This is a genomic window from Streptomyces sp. NPDC057253, assembly GCF_042669125.1.
In the GTDB taxonomy this organism is placed as follows: domain Bacteria; phylum Actinomycetota; class Actinomycetes; order Streptomycetales; family Streptomycetaceae; genus Streptomyces.
The window spans coordinates 1-20,607 of record NZ_JBHUXV010000146.1 but is presented as its reverse complement, the minus strand read 5'-3'; the positions used below and the strand labels follow the sequence as shown (position 1 = coordinate 20,607).

Annotated in this window: 17 protein-coding genes; 11 read left to right on the top strand and 6 right to left on the bottom strand. The window is 73.5% G+C overall.

The window, feature by feature from the left end:
• The 3 genes from ACFULQ_RS42800 to ACFULQ_RS42790 all read left to right on the top strand — a co-directional run.
• A partial coding sequence (locus ACFULQ_RS42800; RefSeq protein WP_383555407.1) for a sensor histidine kinase occupies positions 1–459 on the top strand: 459 nt, incomplete at its 5' end.
• Between the two features lie 14 nt (positions 460–473).
• Positions 474–1,136, top strand: a complete 663-nt coding sequence (locus ACFULQ_RS42795) for a response regulator (protein WP_383555404.1) — start codon at positions 474–476, stop codon at positions 1,134–1,136.
• Between the two features lie 178 nt (positions 1,137–1,314).
• A complete protein-coding gene (locus ACFULQ_RS42790) occupies positions 1,315–2,472 on the top strand; it encodes an ROK family transcriptional regulator (RefSeq protein ID WP_383555402.1) in 1,158 nt (385 codons plus the stop codon).
• A 91-nt stretch (positions 2,473–2,563) separates the two neighbouring features.
• On the opposite strand, the gene ACFULQ_RS42785 is transcribed toward ACFULQ_RS42790, so the two are convergent.
• Together ACFULQ_RS42785 and ACFULQ_RS42780 are read right to left on the bottom strand one after the other, a co-directional pair.
• A complete protein-coding gene (locus ACFULQ_RS42785; protein ID WP_383555399.1) occupies positions 2,564–3,325 on the bottom strand; it encodes a GntR family transcriptional regulator in 762 nt (253 codons plus the stop codon).
• A gap of 239 nt (positions 3,326–3,564) precedes the next feature.
• The gene (locus ACFULQ_RS42780; protein WP_383555397.1) at positions 3,565–4,449 is read right to left on the bottom strand and encodes an RNA polymerase sigma-70 factor; all 885 of its coding nucleotides are present in this window, start codon (positions 4,447–4,449) and stop codon (positions 3,565–3,567) included.
• Positions 4,450–4,603: 154 nt separating this feature from the next.
• Between ACFULQ_RS42780 and ACFULQ_RS42775 the strand changes: the two genes are divergently transcribed.
• The 5 genes from ACFULQ_RS42775 (at position 4,604) to ACFULQ_RS42755 (ending at position 13,030) form a co-directional block, all read left to right on the top strand.
• Positions 4,604–5,434, top strand: a complete 831-nt coding sequence (locus ACFULQ_RS42775; protein WP_383555394.1) for an alpha/beta fold hydrolase — start codon at positions 4,604–4,606, stop codon at positions 5,432–5,434.
• A gap of 170 nt (positions 5,435–5,604) precedes the next feature.
• Complete coding sequence (locus ACFULQ_RS42770) at positions 5,605–7,191, top strand: alkaline phosphatase D family protein (protein ID WP_383555391.1); 1,587 nt, start codon at positions 5,605–5,607, stop codon at positions 7,189–7,191.
• Between the two features lie 129 nt (positions 7,192–7,320).
• Complete coding sequence (locus ACFULQ_RS42765; protein WP_383555388.1) at positions 7,321–8,805, top strand: SWIM zinc finger family protein; 1,485 nt, start codon at positions 7,321–7,323, stop codon at positions 8,803–8,805.
• Complete coding sequence (locus ACFULQ_RS42760) at positions 8,802–11,483, top strand: DUF6493 family protein (protein ID WP_383555385.1); 2,682 nt, start codon at positions 8,802–8,804, stop codon at positions 11,481–11,483. The genes ACFULQ_RS42765 and ACFULQ_RS42760 overlap by 4 nt, the downstream gene beginning before the upstream one ends.
• A gap of 188 nt (positions 11,484–11,671) precedes the next feature.
• Positions 11,672–13,030 carry a GNAT family N-acetyltransferase gene (locus ACFULQ_RS42755; RefSeq protein WP_383555410.1) on the top strand — a complete coding sequence of 453 codons (1,359 nt, stop codon included), beginning with the start codon at positions 11,672–11,674 and terminating at the stop codon, positions 13,028–13,030.
• On the opposite strand, the gene ACFULQ_RS42750 is transcribed toward ACFULQ_RS42755, so the two are convergent.
• A complete protein-coding gene (locus tag ACFULQ_RS42750) occupies positions 13,008–14,252 on the bottom strand; it encodes a trans-sulfuration enzyme family protein (protein ID WP_383555383.1) in 1,245 nt (414 codons plus the stop codon). The genes ACFULQ_RS42755 and ACFULQ_RS42750 overlap by 23 nt on opposite strands.
• A gap of 60 nt (positions 14,253–14,312) precedes the next feature.
• On the opposite strand from ACFULQ_RS42750, the gene ACFULQ_RS42745 reads away from it, so the two are divergent.
• Positions 14,313–14,807, top strand: a complete 495-nt coding sequence (locus ACFULQ_RS42745) for an Lrp/AsnC family transcriptional regulator (protein WP_383555381.1) — start codon at positions 14,313–14,315, stop codon at positions 14,805–14,807.
• Positions 14,808–14,840: 33 nt separating this feature from the next.
• The gene (locus tag ACFULQ_RS42740) at positions 14,841–16,532 is read left to right on the top strand and encodes a DUF885 domain-containing protein (RefSeq protein WP_383555378.1); all 1,692 of its coding nucleotides are present in this window, start codon (positions 14,841–14,843) and stop codon (positions 16,530–16,532) included.
• A gap of 115 nt (positions 16,533–16,647) precedes the next feature.
• Here ACFULQ_RS42740 and ACFULQ_RS42735 read toward each other — a convergent pair whose 3' ends face one another.
• Complete coding sequence (locus ACFULQ_RS42735) at positions 16,648–17,163, bottom strand: immunity 21 family protein (RefSeq protein WP_383555377.1); 516 nt, start codon at positions 17,161–17,163, stop codon at positions 16,648–16,650.
• A 70-nt stretch (positions 17,164–17,233) separates the two neighbouring features.
• Positions 17,234–17,719 carry a rhodanese-like domain-containing protein gene (locus ACFULQ_RS42730; protein WP_383555375.1) on the bottom strand — a complete coding sequence of 162 codons (486 nt, stop codon included), beginning with the start codon at positions 17,717–17,719 and terminating at the stop codon, positions 17,234–17,236.
• A 94-nt stretch (positions 17,720–17,813) separates the two neighbouring features.
• On the opposite strand from ACFULQ_RS42730, the gene ACFULQ_RS42725 reads away from it, so the two are divergent.
• Entirely contained in the window at positions 17,814–18,260 is a 447-nt protein-coding gene (locus ACFULQ_RS42725; protein WP_383555372.1) for an Lrp/AsnC family transcriptional regulator, read from the top strand.
• A 126-nt stretch (positions 18,261–18,386) separates the two neighbouring features.
• On the opposite strand, the gene ACFULQ_RS42720 is transcribed toward ACFULQ_RS42725, so the two are convergent.
• The coding region (locus ACFULQ_RS42720) for an SbcC/MukB-like Walker B domain-containing protein (protein ID WP_383555370.1) at positions 18,387–20,607 on the bottom strand (2,221 nt) is incomplete at its 5' end.

Here is a 20,607-nt window from a genome sequence, read left to right as displayed (position 1 = left end):
ATCGAGGACACTGGGCGGTCCGCGCTGGAGGACCTGGAGCGGGTGCTGGGCGTCCTGCGCGAGTCCGGGCGGCCGGTGAGCGGCCGCCCGACGCTGGCCGACTCCGACCGGCTCCTGGAGTCCGCCCGCGCGTCCGGCGCGCAGGTGGACGCCGAGTTCACCGGGCCGCTGGACACCGTGCCGGGCCCGGTCTCGCGCGAGGGCCATCGCATCCTCCAGGAGTCGCTGACCAATGTGCTGCGGCACGCCAGTGCCGTCCCGGTCCGGGTCCGCGTCGAGGTCACGCGCGAGACACTCGCCCTCAAGGTCCGCAATCCCCTGACGGCCGACGTTCCCGGCCCCGGGCGGGGCAGCGGCCTGCGCGGCATACGTGAGCGCGCGGCCCTGCTCGGGGGCCGCGCGCACACCGGCCCCGACCAGGGCGACTGGCAGGTTCATGTTGAGCTGCCGCTGCGCTGATCTAGGCTGACCCGATGCCGGTCACCGTGCTCCTCGTCGACGACGAACCCCTCGTACGCGCCGGTCTGCGGGCCGTGCTGGAGGCGCAGCCCGACATCGAGGTGGTCGGTGAGGCGGCGGACGGGGCGGCGGTGATCCCTCTCGTACGGCGGCTGCGGCCCGACGTGGTCGCCATGGACGTACGCATGCCGCTGCTGGACGGGATCGAGGCCACGCGCGCGGTGCTGCGCAGCGTCGAGGAGCCGCCGAAGATCCTGGTGGTGACGACGTTCGAGAACGACGAGTACGTGTACGAGGCACTGCGGGCCGGCGCCGACGGGTTCCTGCTGAAGCGGGCCCGGCCGACCGAGATCGTGCACGCGGTGCGGCTGGTGGCCGAGGGCGAGTCGCTGCTGTTCCCGGCCTCCGTACGGCAGCTTGCCGACCGGTACGGCAAGGACGGCGGCAACCGGGCGGCCCGCGCGGCGATGGAGCGGGCCCGGCTGACCGAACGGGAGGCGGAGGTGCTGCGGCTGATGGCACGCGGTCTGTCGAACGCGGAGATCGCCGAGCGGATGATCGTCGGCACGGAGACCGTGAAGTCGCACGTGAGCGGGGTGCTGGCGAAGCTGGGGGCGCGTGATCGCACGCAGGCCGTGATCGCGGCGTACGAATCGGGGTTCGTGGCACCGGGGTGAGCGGTGGGCGAGGACTTCGTGGCACCGGGCCGTCGGGGTGGTGACAGCAGCGGTTCCGCCCCGGGCGGGACCCGTCACGAGGGGGCCTCGCGCGAAAAACGGCCGAGCGCCCGGCGCAACCCGGCACAGCGGCCTGTACGATCCGCCCCAACACGCGCACGAGCTGGGAGGACGGACGTTGGGGCGGCTGACCGGCGGGGATCCCTCGCTGCTGCGGAGGATCAATTCCGCGGTGGTGCTGCACGCGCTGCGTGCCACGGACTGCGCGACGCTGACCGAGATCACCCGGGTGACGGGCCTGTCCCGGCCGACGGTCGAGGGGGTCGTCGAGGGGCTCATCGAGGGCGGCCTGGTGGTCGAGAAGGCGGCGGACGAGAGCGTCGCCCGGCGCCAGGGGCGGCCCGCGCGGCGGTTCCGGTTCCGGGCCGAGGCGGGCCATCTGCTGGGCCTCGACATCGGACCGCACCGGGTGGCCGCGCTCCTGTCCGACCTCGACGGCAAGGTGCTCGGCGCGGTGGCCAAGGACGTGGACGAGACGGCGTCCGCCGACGAACGCCTGGAGCGGCTGCGCACCGCGGTCGCCGAGCTGCTGCGCAGGGCCGGGGTCGCCCGCGACTCGCTGTGGGCCGTCGGGGTCGCCTCGCCGGGCATCGTGGAGGCGGACGGCACGATACGGCTGTGCGCCGCGCTGCCGGAGTGGACGGGCCTGCGTCTCGGGGAACGCCTCAGCCGCTCCTTCAAGTGCCCGGTGCTGGTCGAGAACGACGCCAACGCGGCCACCGTCGCCGAGCACTGGAAGGGCGCCGCCACCGAGTCCGACGACGTGGTGTTCGTGCTGGCCGGGCTGAGCCCGGGCGCGGGCTCACTGATCGGCGGGCGGCTGCACCGGGGGTACGGCGGGGCGGCCGGCGAGATCGGCGCGCTGCACCTGCTGGGCCGTGAGGCCACCCCGGAGACCCTGCTGTCCACCACCGACGAGCCCCTGCACCCGCTCGACGAACAGGCCGTCGCCGAGGTGTTCGCACAGGCCCGTGAGGGCGACCAGCGGGCCCGGGCGGCCGTGGAGCGCTTCATCCAGCGGCTCGTCCACGACGTGGCCGCGCTCGTCCTGGCCGTCGACCCGGAGCTCGTCGTGGTCGGTGGCTGGGCGGCCGGTCTGGACGGCGTACTGGAGCCGCTGCGGCGCGAGTTGGCCCGCTACTGTCTGCGCCCGCCGAAGGTGACCCTGTCGCTCCTCGGCGAGGCCGCCGTGGCGACCGGCGCGCTGCGGCTCGCCCTCGACCATGTGGAGGAGCAGCTGTTCGCGGTGGAGGGCACGGTGACGGCCCGGCGGTGAGCCTGCCGATGCCGGCGACGGACGACGTACGGCGGCGACGGACAACCCACGGCGGTGCCCCGGACCAGCGTCCGGGGCACCGTCGTAGCGCTCAGGACGCCTGGCGTTCCGGTCCCTCGTGGATCTCCACCGCTCCGGAGTCGCCGAAGGTCAGCCGGCAGGTGTCGGCGCGGTAGGTGGCCACGGAGATCGCGGCGGTGCGGCCCCCGGCCAGATAGCGGGTGGTGACGACGAGCACCGGGGCACCGGGCAGGCGGTCCAGTTCCTTGGCGTCGTCCGCGCGGGCCGAGCCGAGTTCGACGGCGTTTTCGCGGCTGTCCAGCTCCAGGCGCTGAAGTTCACGCAGGACCGCACGCGCGCGTGCCGCTCCCGACGGCGCGTCTATGGCGGAGAGTTCCGGCACGGAGGCCTCGGGGATGTAGAGCAGTTCGGCGGCGACGGGCTGACCGTGCGTCACCCGGGAGCGGCGCACGATGTGCACGGGCTGCTCGCGGCCGGTGCCCAGGGCGTCGGCGACGGCGGCGGGCGGCACCGCGGCGGCACAGTCGACGCTCTGCCAGTCGTCCCCGGCGGCCCCGGGCCACGCCTGCTGCTCGGTGCCGACGGCCACTCCCACGCGGGGCGGCGCCACGGTCGTACCGACTCCGCGGCGGCGCTGGAGCCTGCCCTCCAGCTCCAGTTGCTCCAGGGCCTGGCGGAGCGTGGCGCGGGCGACGCCGAAGCGGGCGGCGAGGTCGCGCTCGTTGGGCAGGATCTCGCCCACGGAGAATTCGGAGTCCAGTGCCTCACTGAGCACGGTCTTGAGATGCCAGTACTTCGGTTCCGGCACCGATTCGAGCTGCGTGGTCCCCACCCTTGCCTCCGCAATCGCCGTGGTCCGGCGGCGTTTTAGCGCCCTTGTTTATTAAAGGTTGTTGCACTTCTCTGCGACCATAGGGCGGCCCCCACCCTTGGTCAAGACCAATCCTCGATACTCGGAGCAACTCCCGTGCACGGTGCCGTGAACGTTCACGCGGTGTTCGCGCGGAAGCGTGTTCTTGACGCGACGGCAAAGCCCCCGTCATGAACGGGGGCCTCGTCGTGTGCGGAACGTCAGATGTCCATCAGAGAGCGCAGCTTGTCGGGGTTGCGGATGATGTAAACGGACTGGATACGACCGTCGACGATGTCGAGCTGGAACACCGAGTCGGGCTTGCCTCCGGACAGGGCGATCGCGGCCGGGCCACCGTTGAGCTCCAGGAACCGCCAGGTGAGGTCCGGGACGCCCTTCTCGGAGACCCCGACGATGAAGCGGCCCACGTGGTCGGCGGACTCCAGCACCCGCAGCGGCGCCTTGGTCTTGCCGCCGCTGTCCCCGACGAGCCGCACGTCCGGCGCCAGCAGGGACATGAGGGCCTCCAGGTCGCCGCCGCCCGCGGCGACGAGGAAACGCTCCGTCAGATCGCGGCGCTGGACCGGGTCCACCTCGTAGCGCGGCCGTCGCTCGTCGACGTGCTTGCGGGCCCGTCCGGCGAGTTGGCGTACGGCGGGCTCACCGCGGTCGAGCATGGCGGCGATGTCGGCGTAGGGGTAGCCGAAGGCCTCCCGGAGGACGAACACCGCCCGCTCCAGCGGTGACAGCGACTCAAGGACGACCAGGACGGCGAGGGAGACCGAGTCGGCGAGGACGGCCTGCTCGGCGGTGTCGGGCACGGTGTCCCCGAAGTCGGTGACGTACGGCTCGGGCAGCCAGGGGCCGACGTACGTCTCCCCGCGCGCCTTGACCTGCCGCAGCCGGTCGATCGCCAGGCGCGTGGTGACGCGGACCAGATAGGCGCGCGGTTCGCGCACCTCGCTCCGGTCCGCCGCCGACCAGCGCAGCCAGGCTTCCTGCACCACGTCCTCGGCGTCGCTGACGCGTCCGAGCATGCGGTAGGCGACGCCCAGGAGGACGGGACGGTGTTCTTCGAAGACATCGGTTCCGGTGTCAGTGGCCACGGATTCATCCCAACCCACCCACCGGTTGGTGTCCAGGCGATATCGAAGCGGCACCGGATGGGTCTACCCGCCAGTAGCAATTGCTGACAAGCTGTCTACGGCCTGACCGCCGTGCGTTTCCGCCCAGCCCGTGAGTCGCCGTCAAGGAGCCCTCATGTCCGCCACCGTCTCCTTCAAAGTCCCCTCACCCGAGGGGCCGCAGCCCGTGACCGTCTCCTACACGCGTGTGGGCCGCGGTGAGCCGCTGCTCCTGCTGCACGGCATCGGTCATCACCGGCAGGCCTGGGACCCGGTGGTGGACATCCTCGCGACGGAACGTGACGTGATCGCCGTGGACCTGCCCGGCTTCGGCGCCTCACCGGGGCTGCCCGAGGGACTCGCGTACGACCTGGCCACGACGACGTCCGTGTTCGGGGCGTTCTGCGAGGCGCTGGAGCTGGAACGGCCGCATGTGGCGGGCAACTCCCTGGGTGGGCTGCTGGCCCTGGAACTGGGCCGCGAGAAGCTCGTACGGTCCGTCACCGCGCTGTCCCCCGCGGGGTTCTGGTCGCAGGCCGAGCGGCGGTACGCGTTCGGCGTCCTGCTCGCGATGCGGCACATCTCGCGGCGGCTGCCGCTGCCGCTGGTCGAGCGGCTGTCGCGCAGCGCGGCCGGCCGCACGATGCTGACGAGCACCATCTACGCCCGTCCCGGTCTGCGCGCCCCCGAGGCCGTGGTCGCCGAGACGCTCGCCCTCGCGCGGGCCACCGGCTTCGACGAGACCCTGCGGGCCGGTACCGCCGTCCAGTTCATGGAGGACGTGCCCGGGCTGCCGGTGACCGTGGCCTGGGGCACCAGGGACATGCTGCTCGTGCGCCGCCAAGGTGTGCGGGCCAAGCGGATCATCCCCAAGGCCCGGCTCGTACGGCTGCCCGGTTGCGGCCACTGCCCGATGAACGACGACCCGGCCCTGGTCGCGCGCGTGATCCTGGACGGCAGCCGCTGAGGGCGCTCCGAGGCGCCGGGCCGGCCAGGGACGGCACGGCATCGGCATGTCGCGCGCGGGTTCATCCGTTCCCGCGGCCAGTTGTTCACTTGCGGTTTCCGTGCGCGCTGCGGCGCCCCAGTAGTTGTGGCAGCGCACACCGGCCGGATCCCGTCCCTGGAGGCGCCTCCATGTCACACCGTCCGCTCCCCGGACGCCGCAGCGTTCTGCGCGGCTCCCTCGCCGCGTCGGCGGCCCTCACCCTGCCCGCGGCCGCCGGAGCCGCACCGGCCTTCGCCCTCTCCGGGCGCCCGGGGGCGGGCTGGGGCGTCCAGACGGGAGACGTGACCTCGAACTCCGGTCTGGTGTGGGTGCGTTCCGACCGCCCGGCCCGGATGATCGTGGAGACGTCCGCGACCGAGTCGTTCCGCAATCCGCGCCGGTGGCACGGCCCGCTGCTCGGCGCGGACACCGACTTCACCGGTACGACCCGGCTGCACGGGCTGCCGTCGGGCGAGCAGATCCACTACCGGGTGCTGCTGGCCGACCCGGACGACCCGCGCCGTACCGGGGAGCCGGTCGCGGGGACCTTCCGTACGGTGTCCGGCAAGCGCCGGGACGGGGTGCGGTTCCTGTGGTCCGGCGACCTCGCGGGACAGGGCTGGGGCATCAACCCGGACTTCGGCGGCTACACCATCTACCGGGCGATGGCGAAGCTCGATCCCGACTTCTTCCTGTGCAGCGGCGACAACATCTACGCCGACGGCCCGATCCCGGCGACGGCCGCCCTGCCCGACGGCGGCACCTGGCGGAACATCACCACCGAGGAGAAGTCCAAGGTCGCCGAGACGCTGGCCGAGTTCCGCGGCAACTTCCGCTACAACCTGCTCGACCACAACCTGAGGACCTTCAACGCCCAGGTCCCGTCGGTCATCCAGTGGGACGACCACGAGGTCCGCAACAACTGGTACCCGGGCCAGACCATCCTGGACTCCGACACCCGCTACACCGAGAAGAGCGTCGACGTGCTCGCGGGCCGGGCGCGGCGCGCGTTCAGCGAGTACTTCCCGATCTCCACGCTCCGGCCGGGGTCGCGGGACGGCCGGGTGTACCGGGTGCTGCACCAGGGCCCGCTCCTCGACGTCTTCGTGCTGGACATGCGGACGTACCGCAACGCCAACTCGCCCGACGACCAGACCGTGGACCCGCAGGGCATCCTCGGCCGCGAGCAGCTGGAGTGGCTCAAGCGCGAGCTGTCGTGCTCGCGGGCGGTGTGGAAGGTGATCGCCTCCGACATGCCGCTCGGCCTGGTCGTGCCCGACGCCACGGAGGGCAAGGCCAACATCGAGGCGGTGGCGCAGGGCGACCCGGGCGCGCCCCTCGGACGCGAGCTCCAGATCGCCGAGCTGCTGCGGTACATCAAGCACCACCGGATCACCGGCACGGTGTGGCTGACCGCCGACGTCCACCACACCTCGGCCCAGCACTACCAGCCCTCACGGGCCGCGTTCACCGACTTCGAGCCGTTCTGGGAGTTCGTCTCCGGTCCGCTGAACGCGGGCGCCTTCCCGGCCAGCGCCCTCGACGGCACCTTCGGCCCGGAGCGGGTGTTCGTGAAGGCGCCGACCGCCGCGAACGTCTCCCCCGCCGGCGGCTACCAGTTCTTCGGCGAGGTCGCCATCGACGGCCACAGCGGCGAGCTGACGGTACGACTGCGCGAGGCGGACGGCACCGTGCTGTTCACGCAGGTGCTCCAGCCGGGCCGGGTCGGCCAGTAACTCCCGTACCCTCGAAGGCGGGCCGCGCACCGGCGTCATCCCCCGGCGCGCGGCCCGTGAACTCCCCACCGAATCCGGCGCCTTCGCAGGTCAGGGCCGATTGTCAGTGGTCGCCTCTACGGTTTTTCCATGACGCGATCTTTGCAAGCCGTGGCCTACCGCCGACCCTCCGTGCTGGAGTCCGCGGCGGGCGGACAGCGCCTTGGGCTGGAGACCTCCCGGGGCGCGACGCCCGTCGGCACCGTCGACCATCCGCGCTTCTTCACAGGCTTCCTGACCTCCCCTCAGGTGGCCTCGGCGGCGCTGCTCGCGGTCGCGGACGTGGCGACGGCCCGCTACCACCAGAGGCAGCTGCCCGCCTCACTCGACCCGGTGGTGACGGGCAACGGCGACCGGCTGCGCTTCGAGTCCTTCTCCGGCTGCGGCGGGGTGTACGCCCGCCTGGACGTGCTCACGGCGGGCCTGGACGGCGGCGAGGTGGGGCACGGCACGACCAACGTCGACGTCAACAACCCCCTGCGTGAGGCGCTGTCCAGGATCGGCGCCGACGATCCCCTCCATCTGCGAGTCGGCCCCGAGGAGCTGGCGGTGACCACGCTGGACGGCCCGGTCGTGGAGAAGAAGGTGCCGCTGCCGGACCGCTGGCTGCGCGGCTTCGCGGAGGCCCAGGTGATCGCGGCCGGCTTCGACCTGCGCGCCGAGCTGCCCGCGGCGGAGGCGGTCCGGTTCCTGCGCGCTCTGCCGCGCGGCGGGGCGCGGGGCGGGGCGGGCGGCCCGCGGTGGGTGGTGCCCACCGGGCGCGGCCTCAGGCCCACGACCAGGGCGGTGCCCGGGGCGGTGTGCCTGCCGGGCCCGGAGCGGCTGGTCGCGCTCCAGCGGGTGCTGCGGCACGCGATCTCCCTTCGGGTGTACGGCCCCGCGGTCGCGTCGGCCGCGGCGGCGCCGGTGGCGAGCGCCTGGGAGATCGTCCTGCCGGGCATGCGGCTCACCCTCACCCTGTCGCCCGAGGCCTCACGCGGTTTCTCCGGCGAGGGCGGTGTCCTCGACGCGCTCGCGACCGAGGAGGCCGCCGGGGACGCCGAGTTGGTCTCGGTGCTCCTCGCCTGGGAGCCCCGTATCGACGTCACCGACCTCGCCGCGGCCGCCGGGCTCACCGCCGAGCGCGTCCGGGCCGCCCTGACCCACCTGGGCACCTCGGGACGCGTCGGGTACGACACCGCGGAGGCGGCCTACTTCCACCGGGAGCTGCCGTACGACGCCGAGCGGGTCGAACGGCACAATCCGCGACTGCGCTCGGCCCGGGCCCTGCTCGCCGCGGGAGCGGTGACTCTCGACGGCTCCGTGGCCACGGTCACGGCGGAGGACGGACATGTGCACCGGGTGCGGGAGGAGACGGGCGTGCTCAGGTGCAGCTGCCTGTGGTGGGCCAAGTACCGGGGCGACCGGGGCCCGTGCAAGCACGCGCTGGCCGTGCGCATGGCTCGGCGGGGTGGGATGGCGAGGCCGGGCGTGGGCGAACAGAGCACAAAGGAGCGGGCTTTGGCGGATCCGGGTGCGAGGGGGCGGGCCCCGATGGAGCAGGGCAACGCAGTGGCCGACGGGGGTGTGCGGTGAGTGCGCTGGTGGACGCGGTGCGGGCGGGGCGGACGGCCGAGGTCGTGGGTCTGCTCGACGGCATGACGGATTCCGAACGACGCGCGGAGTTCCCCGAGTTGAAGGCGCTCCGCACCGAGCTCCGGGCCGACCGGTGGGGTTCCGGGGCCACCCGTGCCCACCCGGCCCTGCACGCCGCGGGCGCCGCCTGTCAGACCGGTGCCGCGGCCGTGGCGAGTTGGCTCGCGGGCACCGACATGCGCTGGTCGCAGGCGTCACCGAGCCTGCTGCTCCACCTCCTGGGCGACCGTGACCCCGACTGGCTGGCCGACGTGGCACACCGCCTCGCCGAGCGCCCGACCGGGACGAACATCCCGTACGAGCTCATGGCCGGCCTGGTCCGGCTCTCCGGCTGCCCGGTGCCGACCACAGAGGCGTACGTCCAGGGCTGGGTATGGCACATCGGCAGCACCTGGCGACAGTCGGACCCGCTGGTGGAGCAGCTGCGCAAGGAGCCCCATCTGGCCGCGCTCGTGCCCACGCTGTTCGAGACGGGCGAGGTCGGCAGCTCCCTGTGGTGGCTGGGCGCGGAGGGCCCCAACAGCTGGCCGGGGGCGCTCTCGCAGCTCGCCGAGGACGGGGTGCTGGAGCGGAAGACGCTGATCGACGTGTGTGTGGCCCGGCTCCTGCGGGGCGGGCAGACCAACGGCCTGCGGGTGTGCCTGCGGCTGCTGAAGGCCCTCGCGCTCACCCGGGACGAGGAGCGGGAGCGCACGGCGGACTGGCTGGCCCTGGCCTCGGACGCGATGTCGGTGGTCGCCTCGGACGCCCAGTCCGTGCTGGCCGCCCTGGCCCTGGACGGCGACCTGCTCCCCCGTCAACTGGCTCAGATGTCCGAGGCCGTGCTGTTCCGCACCGAGAAGAAGCTCGTCCGGGCGCAGTTGGTGCTCCTCGGCAAGGTGCTGGCGCGCGATCCGGCCACCGCCGACGTGCTGCTGCCCGCTGCCGCGCAGGCCTTCGGGCATCCGGACTCGGCTGTTCAGGAGCGGGCGCTCAAGCTCGTGGAGCGCCATGCCGGGCAGGCCACCACCGCGCAGGCGCGAGAGGAACTGGCCTCGGCGGCCGAGCAGTTGATCCCGGCGCTGCGCTCCCGCGCGGCTGAGAAGCTCGGCACGCCGGCGCCCGCTCCGGAGCCGCTCGCCTACGAGGAGACGCTTCCGCCCGCCCCCGAACCGACCCGCCTCCCCCTCGCACCGGGGTCGGCCACCGAGCTCGCCGAGGAGATCAGCGCCCTCCTGGAGTCGGCCGACGACGTGTCCGCCTTCGAACGCGCTCTGGACGGACTCGTCCGGCAGGCCCATGAGGACAGGGAAGCACTGCTGGAGGCTCTGGACCCGGTGGCCGGGCGCTGCTGGTGGGACCAGCGGCCGAACCCCGGTGACCTGTCACGGGCCGAGCAGCGCTTCGGCAGACATCACGGCCTGGCCGACCCGACCGACGCCCTCGCCCTGCTCCTGGCGACCCTGCGGGACAGGGTGGGCACGGCCACGCTCCACGACTCCCAGCGGCGTTGGTCGGTGAGCACAGGCTGTGTGCACGGCCCCCTGGCCTGCGCCTTCGAGGCCCGCGTCTGGGAGATCGCCCGCCGCCTGCGCACCGATCCCGTGCCGTTCCTTCTCTCCACGCCCACCTGGAGCAGCGGCCTGCTCGACCCGGACGAGCTGGTGGGCCGGCTCGACACCTACCGGAGCCTGGGTGTCCGGGTCGCCGAGCACGACTTCGCGCAGGCGTTGCTCCGGGTGGGGCGCGAGGACCGGTCGGCCGCCGAAGCCGCCGCCGAGCGGGCGAGGGGACTCGGCACCGCGGAGGGCACCCGGCTGGCCCGGTGGCTCACCTCCGAGGGGCCGGCCCTCCCCACGGACCGGCAGCGGGCCTCGGGCGCCCGCGTGCTGCTGGAGTTCGGGGAAGTGGCGGAGCTCCAGGCGGACTTCCCGCGGGAGTTCGCGCATCTGGGCCGTCGCGTGGACGCGCCTCGGGAGGGCTGGTGCTACCGGCACTGGAACGTCGGGCTGCGCCGGCACTGGCTGGCCGTGCTCCCCGAGCGCCGCGAGCTGGTGGCCGTGCGGATGCTGCGCGACCTCTCCGCCGTCGCCGTCGACGACGAGAGAGGTGCCGCCGCGATACTTCCCCCGCTCGCCGAGTCGGGCGGCGAGGCGGGCGAGGCCGTCCACCTCGGCCTGGCGTACGGGCTCGGCGCCCGGCATCCGGAGGACCGGCTCGCGGCCGTGGACGCTCTGCTGGTGCTGGCGGCACGCGGACAGCTCGACGCGGACCGGCTGGGCGCCGATCTCGGGCAGTTGGTGCGGCGCGGGGCGGTGAAGCCGACGCGGCTCGCCGAGTCCGCCCGGACGGCGGCGGCGACGGGGGCCGAAGCCACGGTCTGGCGGGTGCTCCGGCACACCCTGCCCGTCCTGCTGGCCGATCTCGCGACCGGCGGCACACCGGGTTCCGCCGGTTCCACGGCGGCCGCCCGCGGACTCGGGGAGCTGCTGGGTGTGGCCGCGGAGTGCGTGGAGCGGTCGGGGGCGCGCGGTGAACTCCCGCACCTGGCGCGGGTGGCGGACCGGCGCGGTACCTCCCGGCTGGTGTCCCAGGCCCGTCGGCTGCGCGACGCGCTGAGCAGGGAGGTGGCTGCATGACGTAGGACGGGGTACCGGAGTCCCTCAGGACTCAACCACCCCGGAACAGTTGAAAAGGGAATAAAAGTGCCGAACCACACTTTACCGATCAGTCACAATGCGTTCGTGATCACGCAACACCGTTCCTCCACAGTGGCTGCATGACTCGAGACATGTCTGATGTGACCCGTGCGAAAGCCGGTCGCCCCGTGCACCACTGGCGGCGCGACGTGATCGAACTCGCGGCCCTGTTCACGGCCGTCGCGGTGGCGGACACCGTGGCGAACCTGATCGGGCACGGCCCCGACGGTACGGCCCTGCTGGTGATCTCGGCGGTCGCCCTGGCCGCCACGGCGGGGTTCCACACATGGTGGGCACGCCGCCACGGCCACGCGCCGCCGACGAGCGATACCGGCGCCCGGCCACTGCCCGAGGGGGAGCCGGCCGGGCCCTCCGACCGGTCGGCGCCGGGCGCGGACCCCGTGGCCGCGGAGACCACGCTGTGGCGGATGCGGACGACGGTGAAGGACGAACCGGGTTCACTGGCCGCGCTGTGCACGGCCCTGGCCGGGCACCGGGTGGACATCCTCAGCCTCCAGACGCATCCGCTGGCCGAGGGCACCGTCGACGAGTTCCTGCTGCGGGCTCCCGGCACGCTGGAGGGGACCGAGATCACCCGGGCCGTCGGGCGGGCCGGTGGGAGCGACACCTGGATCGAGCGGGCCGACACCCATGACCTGGTGGACGCCCCGACCCGGGTGCTCGGCCTGGCCACCCGCACCGCACTGGACGCGGCGGAACTGCCGCTGGCCCTGCGGCAGTTGCTGGGCCGCTGCACCATCCGGTCGCTGCCCGCCGCCCCGGTGGGAGGCGGACGCGGGCCGGAGGGGGTGCCCGTGGAAGGGGTTCTCGAGGACACGGTGATGCGGTTGCGGGCACCGGAAGGCGGAGTGATCACCGTGGAGCGGCCGTATCTGCCGTTCACGCCGACGGAGTTCGCCCGGGCCCGCGCCCTGGTCGAGCTGGATGCCCGGCTCGGGCCGCGGATCCCGCCCGGCCAGGACGTGCTGACGCTGCCCGAGGGCCACGACATCACCGTGCGGCGCGCCGACACGGGTGATCTCGAGGCCGCCCGGGAGATGCACGAGCGGTGCTCCGCGCGGACCCTGAGCATGCGGTACCACGGGCCCGTCGGTGACGCCGACCGGTATCTCAACCACCTGCTCAGCCCACGCTACGGCCGCACTCTCGCCGTACAGACCGCTTCCGGGCGGATCGTGGGGCTCGGGCACCTGCTGTGGGACGGGGACGAGACGGAGGTCGCGCTGCTCGTCGAGGACACGTGGCAGCGGCGGGGTGTGGGCGGTGAGCTGTTGGAACGGCTGGTCGCCATGGCGGCCGAGGCCGGGTGCGAGAGTGTGTACGCGGTGACGCAGTCGTCCAACACGGGCATGGTGGCGGCGATGCGAGCTCTCGAGCTGCCGCTCGACTACCAAATCGAAGAAGGCACGCTGGTGATCACCGCGCGGCTCGCCGCCGTGGAGGTCAGCACGGCCGAAGCGCCGTAGCGGTACCGGCCCCTTCGGCGGGTGCGGGTGGGTTCTGGCTTGTCGCGCAGTTCCCCGCGCCCCTCAAGGGGCCCTTCAGGGCTCGGTTCAGATCCGTCCACAGGTCGTCGACGTCCTCCAGCCCCACCGACAGTCGCAGCAACCGGTCGCTCACCCCTGAGCCCCTTCGGTCGGCCGCGTCCACGATGCGGTGGCTGATCGACGCCGGGTGCTGGATGAGGGTGTCCACGCTGCCGAGGCTCACCGCCGGGGTGATCAGGCGGACTCCCGCGATCACCTCGTGCGGGTCGCCGGCAACCTCGAAAGCGATCATGGCACCGCCGATGCGCGGGTAGTGGACCCGGGTGACGCGGGGGTCGGCCGCGAGGCGCCGGGCGAGTTCGGCGGCGCTCGCGGCGGCCGCCCGCACCCGGACGGGGAGAGTGGCGAGGCCGCGCAGCAGGAGGTAGCCCGCCAGGGGGTGCAGGACCGCTCCCGTGGCGAAGCGGATCTGCCGGAGCCGGCCCGCGAACTCCTCGTCGCAGGCCACCACACCCGCCATCACGTCTCCGTGGCCGCCGAGGTACTTGGTGGCGCTGTGCAGGATGAGCCGGACGCCGTGTTCCGCGGGGCGTTGGAGCACGGGTGTGGCGAAGGTGTTGTCGGCGAGGAGGGGCACCGAGCCGCAGGAGTGGGCCAGGGCCCGCAGGTCGATCTCGGCCAGGGTGGGGTTGGCCGGGGACTCCACCAGGACCAGGCCGGTGTCCGGGCGCAGCGCGTCGGCGACTCCCGCCGGGTCGGTCCAGGTGACCTCCGTGCCGAGAAGTCCGGCGGTGAGCAGGTGATCGCTGCATCCGTACAGGGGGCGTACGGCGACGACATGGCGCAGGCCCAGGGAGGCCCGTACGAGAAGGACCGCCGTGAGCGCGGCCATGCCGCTGGCGAAGGCGACCGCGGCCTCGGTGCCCTCCAGACGGGCCAGCGCGGTCTCGAAGCGGGCGACGGTCGGGTTGCCGAGGCGGCCGTAGACGGGCGGTCCGTCCGGTTCGGCGCCGGTGGTGGCGAAGGCGTCGATGCGGGCGGCCTCGTCGCGGCTGTCGTAGGACGGGTAGGTCGTCGACAGGTCGATGGGCGGGGCGTGCAGTCCCTGCCGGGCGAGATCGTCGCGGCCGGCGTGGACGGCCTCGGTGGCCAGTGCTCTGAGCGGCGTACGGGACGCGGTGGGTGTGCGCGCTGAGTCCATGGCCGCAAGAGTGAACAGTGACCGGCGTTCATGGGAGGAACCCCGTGCTACGTTCGGCGGATGGCCGAATCCGTCGTACTGGATCCGGTGGACCTGCATCTGCTGCGGTTGCTGCAGAACGACGCACGGACCACCTACCGCGATCTCGCCGCGCAGGTCGGCGTCGCCCCGTCGACCTGTCTGGACCGGGTGACCCGGCTGCGCCGCTGCGGGGTGATCCTGGGCCATCAGCTGCGGCTGGATCCGGCGAAGCTCGGCCGAGGGCTTGAGGCGCTGCTGTCGGTGCAGGTCAGGCCGCATCGGCGGGAGCTGGTGGGGCCGTTCGTGGAGCGGATCCGGGCGCTGCCGGAGTCACGGACCGTGTTCCATCTGACCGGTCCTGACGACTACCTCGTGCATGTGGCCGTCGCGGACATGACGGATCTCCAGCGGCTGGTGCTCGACGAGTTCACGGCACACCGCGAGGTGGCCCGGGTGGAGACGCGGTTGATCTTCCAGCAGTGGGACTGCGGGCCGCTCCTTCCGCCTGCCACGCCGACAGCGGAATCGGGGTGACTCCCGCGCGGTCCGCGTATGAGGATGGACCGCATGTCTGAGACCCAGATCCCGCTGCCCCGTCAGGTCGCCGACGCCTACGTCGACGAGCTCATCGCCCTCGATCCGGTCACCGGTACCTATCTCGGTGTGAAGGAGAGTTCGAGCAGGCTTCCCGACACCTCGCCGGTGGGCCAGGAGGCGCTCGCGGAGCTTTCGCGGGCCACCCTGGCCAAGCTGGACGAGGCCGAGCGGCAGCCCGGCGCGGACAGTGACATCGAGCGCCGGTGCGGCCGGCTGCTGCGGGAGCGGCTGACCGCCGAACTCGCCGTGCACGAGGCCGACGAGGGGCTGCGCGCGGTCGGCAATCTGTCCACGCCGCCGCACTCCATCCGTGACGCCTTCACCCTCACCCCGAACCAGACCGAAGAGGACTGGGCCGCGATCGCCGAGCGGCTGCGGGCCGTGCCGGCCGCGTTCGCCGGCTACCGCGAGTCCCTCGCGCTCGGTCTGGAGCGCAAGCTGTACGCGGCGCCGCGCCCGACCGCCACCTTCGTCGACCAGCTCACCGAGTGGGCGGACACCGACGGCAACGGCCGGGGCTGGTTCGAGGACTTCGCCGCGGCCGGCCCCGAGTCGCTGCGCGCGGAGCTGGACGAGGCCGCCCGCATCGCGACCGCCGCGGTGGTGGAGCTGCGCGACTGGATGCGGGACGTGTACGCACCGACGATCGCGGGCGCCCCGAACACCGTGGGCCGGGAGCGGTACGCCCGCTGGGCGCGCTACTTCAACGGCACCGACCTCGACCTGGACGAGGCGTACGCGTACGGCTGGTCCGAGTACCACCGGCTGCTCGGGGAAATGAAGCAGGAGGCCGAGAAGATCCTGCCCGGGGCGGAGACGCCGTGGGTGGCGCTCGCCCATCTCGACGAGCACGGCAAGCACATCGACGGCGTCGACGAGGTCCGCGACTGGCTCCAGGGCCTGATGGACCAGGCGATCGACTCACTGGACGGCACCCACTTCGAACTCGCCGAGCGGGTACGGAGGGTGGAGTCGTGCATCGCCCCGCCCGGTGGCGCGGCGGCCCCGTACTACACGGCCCCGTCGCCGGACTTCTCCCGCCCCGGCCGCACCTGGCTGCCGACGATGGGGCAGACCCGGTTCCCGGTCTACGACCTGGTCTCGACCTGGTACCACGAGGGCGTGCCGGGCCACCACCTCCAGCTCGCGCAGTGGACGCACGTCGCCGAGAACCTCTCCCGCTACCAGGCCTCGGTGGGCGGGGTCAGCGCCAACGCCGAGGGCTGGGCGCTGTACGCGGAGCGGCTGATGGACGAACTGGGCTTCCTCACGGACCCGGAGCAGCGGCTCGGCTATCTCGACGCGCAGATGATGCGGGCCGCCCGGGTCATCGTCGACATCGGCATGCACCTGGAGCTGGAGATCCCGGCGGACTCCCCGTTCCACCCGGGCGAGCGCTGGACGCCCGAGCTGGCGCAGGAGTTCTTCGGCGCGCACAGCAGCCGTCCGGCGGACTTCGTGGAGAGCGAGCTGACCCGCTACCTCACGATCCCCGGCCAGGCGATCGGCTACAAGCTCGGCGAGCGGGCCTGGCTGCTCGGCCGGCAGAAGGCGCAGGAGCGGCACGGCGACGCCTTCGACCTCAAGGCCTGGCACATGGCGGCGCTGTCGCAGGGCTCCCTGGGCCTGGACGACCTGGTGGACGAGCTGTCGCAGCTCTGACCGTGCGAAGGCAGTGCGGGGCGGCGCCGCTGTCCCCGCCCTGACCGCGCGCAAGGCAGTGCCGGACGACGCGATCAGCGCTCCGGCACTGCTCCGGTCACACCCGTGAACGCCCTCAGTCGGACAGCCGCCGCACCTGGACGAGCCCCAGCCAGGTCTCGGGACCGGGACGGACGCGGGCCGCGCGCACGGCGTACCGCCCGGGGGCGAGCGAGACCTTCAAGTGGTCGGTGTTCACCGAGTCGTTGCCGGGCCAGGCCGCGTCGAAGAGGACGACCGGGCCGGGCACCGACCAGCTCACCTCCTGCTCCCAGTCGGCCGTGGCGAGGGCGGCAGGGACCTCGGCGAGGAGTTCGTCCTCGGAGTCCGCGGCGTACCACCGTACGAAGGTGTCCTGGTCGGGGAGGTAGGAGGTCGAGGCGGGTTCGTCGCCGAGGACCAGGGCGGCGGTGTCGCCCACCGGCAACAGGCCCACGCAGCCGTCGACTTCACAGGCCCGGTCGTAGTCGGAGGCCGTCTCGTCGCCGTCGGCGCCCGCCCAGAACGGCAGCACCGTCTCCGGCACCGCTATCAGCGGGCCGCCGCCCGACTCCACCCACTCCACCAAGCCCGGCTCCGCGTATCGCACCATGGGCCAGAACCTACACGCACCGGAAGCATGGGGTTGCACCTGCACAGGAACCCCACTGATTCCGCGAGGCTCAGCAGCCGCAGTCACCGGCGTCGTTCGGTGCGGTCAACGGGTCGGCGGGGCGCCGCTCCCGGCCCTCCCAGGTCTCGAACTCGAAGCCCTCACGCACCCAGTACTCGAAGCCGCCGAGCATCTCCTTGACCTGGTAGCCGAGTTCGGCGAGGGCGAGCGCGGCACGGGTGGCGCCGTTGCAGCCCGGGCCCCAGCAGTACGTCACCACCGGCACGGCCTTGTCGAGGAGCTGACCGGCCTGCTCGGGGATGAGGGCGGTGGGCAGGTGGACCGCGCCCGGGACGTGTCCCTGGTCCCAGGCGGCGGTGGAGCGGGAGTCCAGGACGACGAAGCCGGGCTCCCCGTCGGCCCCGAGCGCGGCGGCGACGTCGGAGACGTCCGCGTGGAAGACCAGGCTGGCGCGGAAGTAGGCGGCGGCCTCGGCCGGGGCGGCGGGGGCGACGCGCAGGACAGGGTTCGCGGTGCGGGTCTGGGTTGTCGTCATGGCAGGAAATCTACGATCCATGATCGGCGCCGGGAAGGGGGATTCCCCGGCGTGAACCTTGCCGCGCCGGGGATTCCCCTGCTATCTCTCGGGCATGACCGCGTATTCCCCGGACGCCACCGACTGGCGCATCCTCGATGTCCTCCAGAGGGAGGGCCGGGCCAGCTTCGCCGAGCTCGCCCGCGCCGTCTCGATGTCCCCGAGCGCGGTCACCGAGCGGGTGCGGCGGCTGGAGGAGGCGGGCGTCATCCAGGGGTACGCCGCCGTCGTGGACCCCGACCGGCTCGGCCTTCCGATCCTGGCGTTCGTCCGCCTCAGGTACCCCACTGGCAACTACAAGCCCTTCCACGACCTGGTCGAGGTGACGCCGGAGATCCTTGAGGCGCACCACGTCACGGGCGACGACTGCTTCGTCATCAAGGTCGCCGCCCGCTCGATGCGCCACCTGGAGGAGGTGTCGGGCCGCATCGGCACGCTGGGCTCGGTGACGACGAGCGTGGTGTACTCCTCGCCGCTCCCCCGGCGGCCCCTGGGGAGGTGAGGGTCGTCCGGTCGGCCGCAGGGTCTCAGCCCCGGCCGGTCCGGTCGGCCGCAAGATCTGAGCCCCGGCCGGTCCAGTCGGCCGGAAGACCCCCACCCCGAGGCTCGTCCGGTCGGCCGGAAGACCTCAGCCCCCACCCCGCTGCTTCAGCACCGACCCCGACCGCCCCTTCACCACCTCCAACTGCGCATGGATCCGCCGCCGCAGATCCGCCACGTGACTCACGATGCCGACGCTGCGGTCCCGCTCCCGCAGGGCGTCCAGTACGTCGAGGACCTCGTCCAGGGTCTGGTCGTCGAGGCTGCCGAAGCCCTCGTCGATGAAGAGGGTGTCGAGCCGGACCCCGCCCGCCTCGTCCGTGACGACGTCCGCGAGGCCGAGGGCCAGGGCGAGCGAGGCGAAGAACGTCTCGCCGCCCGACAGCGTGGCCGTGTCCCGCTCCCGCCCGGTCCAGGCGTCGACCACATGCAGCCCGAGCCCACTGCGCCCGCGCCCGGTGCGGTCGTCGGAGTGGACGAGGGTGTAGCGGCCGGACGACATGCGCTGGAGGCGGACGGTCGCGGCGGCCGCCACCTGCTCCAGGCGGGCCGCGAGCACGTAGGACTCCAGGCGCATCTTGCGGTCGTTGTCCGCGGAGGTGCCGGCGGCGAGGGCGGACAGCCGGGCCACCCGGTCGTACTCCTCGCGCAGCGGCGCCAGCCGTCCGAGGCCGGTGGCCGCGCGGGCGGAGAGCCGGTCGAGCTCGGCGCAGCGCCGGGCGGCGGCGTCCCGCGCGGAGGCGGCCTCGCGGACCCGGCGGGCCGCCCCGGCCGCGACCCGCTCCGTCCCCGCCACGTCGGCGGCGGGCCGCTGGGCCGCCTCGGCGGTGTCGGTCTCGGCGAGTACGGCGCGGACGGCGGCCTCCTCGGCCTGCCAGGCGTCCAGCCGGTGCTGGAGGTCGCGGTGGGCGGCGTCGTCGAGGAGGGCGGCGGCCGCGGCCTGCGGGGTGTCGAAGCCGGCCCGGTAGGCGGCGTCGGCGAGCCGCGCGTCGGCGTCCTTGAGCCGCTGGGCGGTGTCCTCGGCGACGCGCGCGGTGTCGGCGGCCTCGGTGAGCAGCGCGGCCTGCCGCTCCAGCTGGGCGGCGCGTGCGGCCACACTGGCGGCATCGCCGCGCGCCTCGGCCAACTCCGTTTCCAGGGAGGTCCGTTCACGGTCCAGCGCGTCCCGGCGGGCGGCGCGCGAGGCGGTGCGTACGGCGGCCTCCTGCTGGGCGGTCAGGCGTCGCTCGCGTTCCCGCTCGGCCTGCCGCAGCTGTTCCGTCGCGGTGTGCAGCGCCGAGGCGAGGCCCCGCGCCCGGGTGTACTCGCGCTCCAACTCCTCGACCTGGACGGCGAGTTCCTCGGTGGAGGTGTCACCGGCCTCGCCCTGGGCGGCGGCCAGGGCCCGCTGCACGAAGGCGAGGCGCCGCTCGGCCTCGGCGCGCTGTTCGTCGGCGCGCTGCGAGGCGGCGAGGGCCCGCTCCTCGGTCTCCCGGTCGACGTGCCCGGCGTCCTTGCCGGCGGGCGCGGGATGCTCGGTGGCGCCGCAGACCGCGCACGGCTCGCCGTCGGTGAGCTGTGCGGCGAGTTCGGCGGCGATGCCGTTCAGCCGCTGTTCCTTGACCTCCAGCCACTCGGCGCGGGCCTTCAGGGCGCGCTCGGTCGCCTGGATGACCTGCCGCTGGGCGTCGTCGGTGTCGTGGGCGAACTCGTCGCGCTGCCGTGCGGCGGCGAGCCGCTTGCTGGCGGGTTCCCGCTGCACGGCGAGCTGTTCGGCGCGGGTGGCCGCCTCCTGGGCGGACTCGACGCCCTGCTGGAGTCCCGCGCGGGACTCCTCCCACCCGGCGAGCCAGGTCTCGGCCTCCTGGAGGACGTCCTCGTCGGAGCGCTCCTCCTGCTCCAGGTCGGCGCGTTCCCGGACGAGCCCGGCGAGCCGCTGCTCGGCGCGGCGGGCCGCGTCCAACCCGCCCAGTTCCTCGGCCGCCCGGCGTGCGGCGGTCGCGAGCGGGGCGGCACCGGCCTCGGCGAAGGCCTCCGGCAGCAGTCCACGCGCGTGTGCCTCGGCGGCGGCCGCCCGCCGGTGCTCGGCCTCGGCGGCCTCCCGCAGCTCCAGCGCGGGTGCCACCGCCTCCGCCTTGCGCGCCCGCTCCATCCGGGCCTGCGCCTGGTGGTAGCCCTCGGCACGTTCCTCCAGCAGCGCGGCACGCTCGCGTGCCTGGGCGAACCGCCGCTGAAGGCGGTCGACTTCGCGTACGTCGGCCAGGTCGCGCTCGGCGGCGGCCTGGCGCGACACGGCGGCGGCGAGCCCGCACTGGGCGATCGTCAGCTGC

Bases quoted from the DNA above. Each gene is read 5' to 3' on its own strand.
- ACFULQ_RS42795 (WP_383555404.1), top strand. From the start codon at position 474: ATGCCGGTCACCGTGCTCCTCGTCGACGACGAACCCCTCGTACGCGCC.
- ACFULQ_RS42775 (WP_383555394.1), top strand. From the start codon at position 4,604: ATGTCCGCCACCGTCTCCTTCAAAGTCCCCTCACCCGAGGGGCCGCAG.
- ACFULQ_RS42770 (WP_383555391.1), top strand. From the start codon at position 5,605: ATGTCACACCGTCCGCTCCCCGGACGCCGCAGCGTTCTGCGCGGCTCC.
- ACFULQ_RS42765 (WP_383555388.1), top strand. From the start codon at position 7,321: ATGACGCGATCTTTGCAAGCCGTGGCCTACCGCCGACCCTCCGTGCTG.
- ACFULQ_RS42750 (WP_383555383.1), bottom strand. From the start codon at position 14,252: ATGGACTCAGCGCGCACACCCACCGCGTCCCGTACGCCGCTCAGAGCA.
- ACFULQ_RS42745 (WP_383555381.1), top strand. From the start codon at position 14,313: ATGGCCGAATCCGTCGTACTGGATCCGGTGGACCTGCATCTGCTGCGG.
- ACFULQ_RS42740 (WP_383555378.1), top strand. From the start codon at position 14,841: ATGTCTGAGACCCAGATCCCGCTGCCCCGTCAGGTCGCCGACGCCTAC.
- ACFULQ_RS42735 (WP_383555377.1), bottom strand. From the start codon at position 17,163: ATGGTGCGATACGCGGAGCCGGGCTTGGTGGAGTGGGTGGAGTCGGGC.
- ACFULQ_RS42730 (WP_383555375.1), bottom strand. From the start codon at position 17,719: ATGACGACAACCCAGACCCGCACCGCGAACCCTGTCCTGCGCGTCGCC.
- ACFULQ_RS42725 (WP_383555372.1), top strand. From the start codon at position 17,814: ATGACCGCGTATTCCCCGGACGCCACCGACTGGCGCATCCTCGATGTC.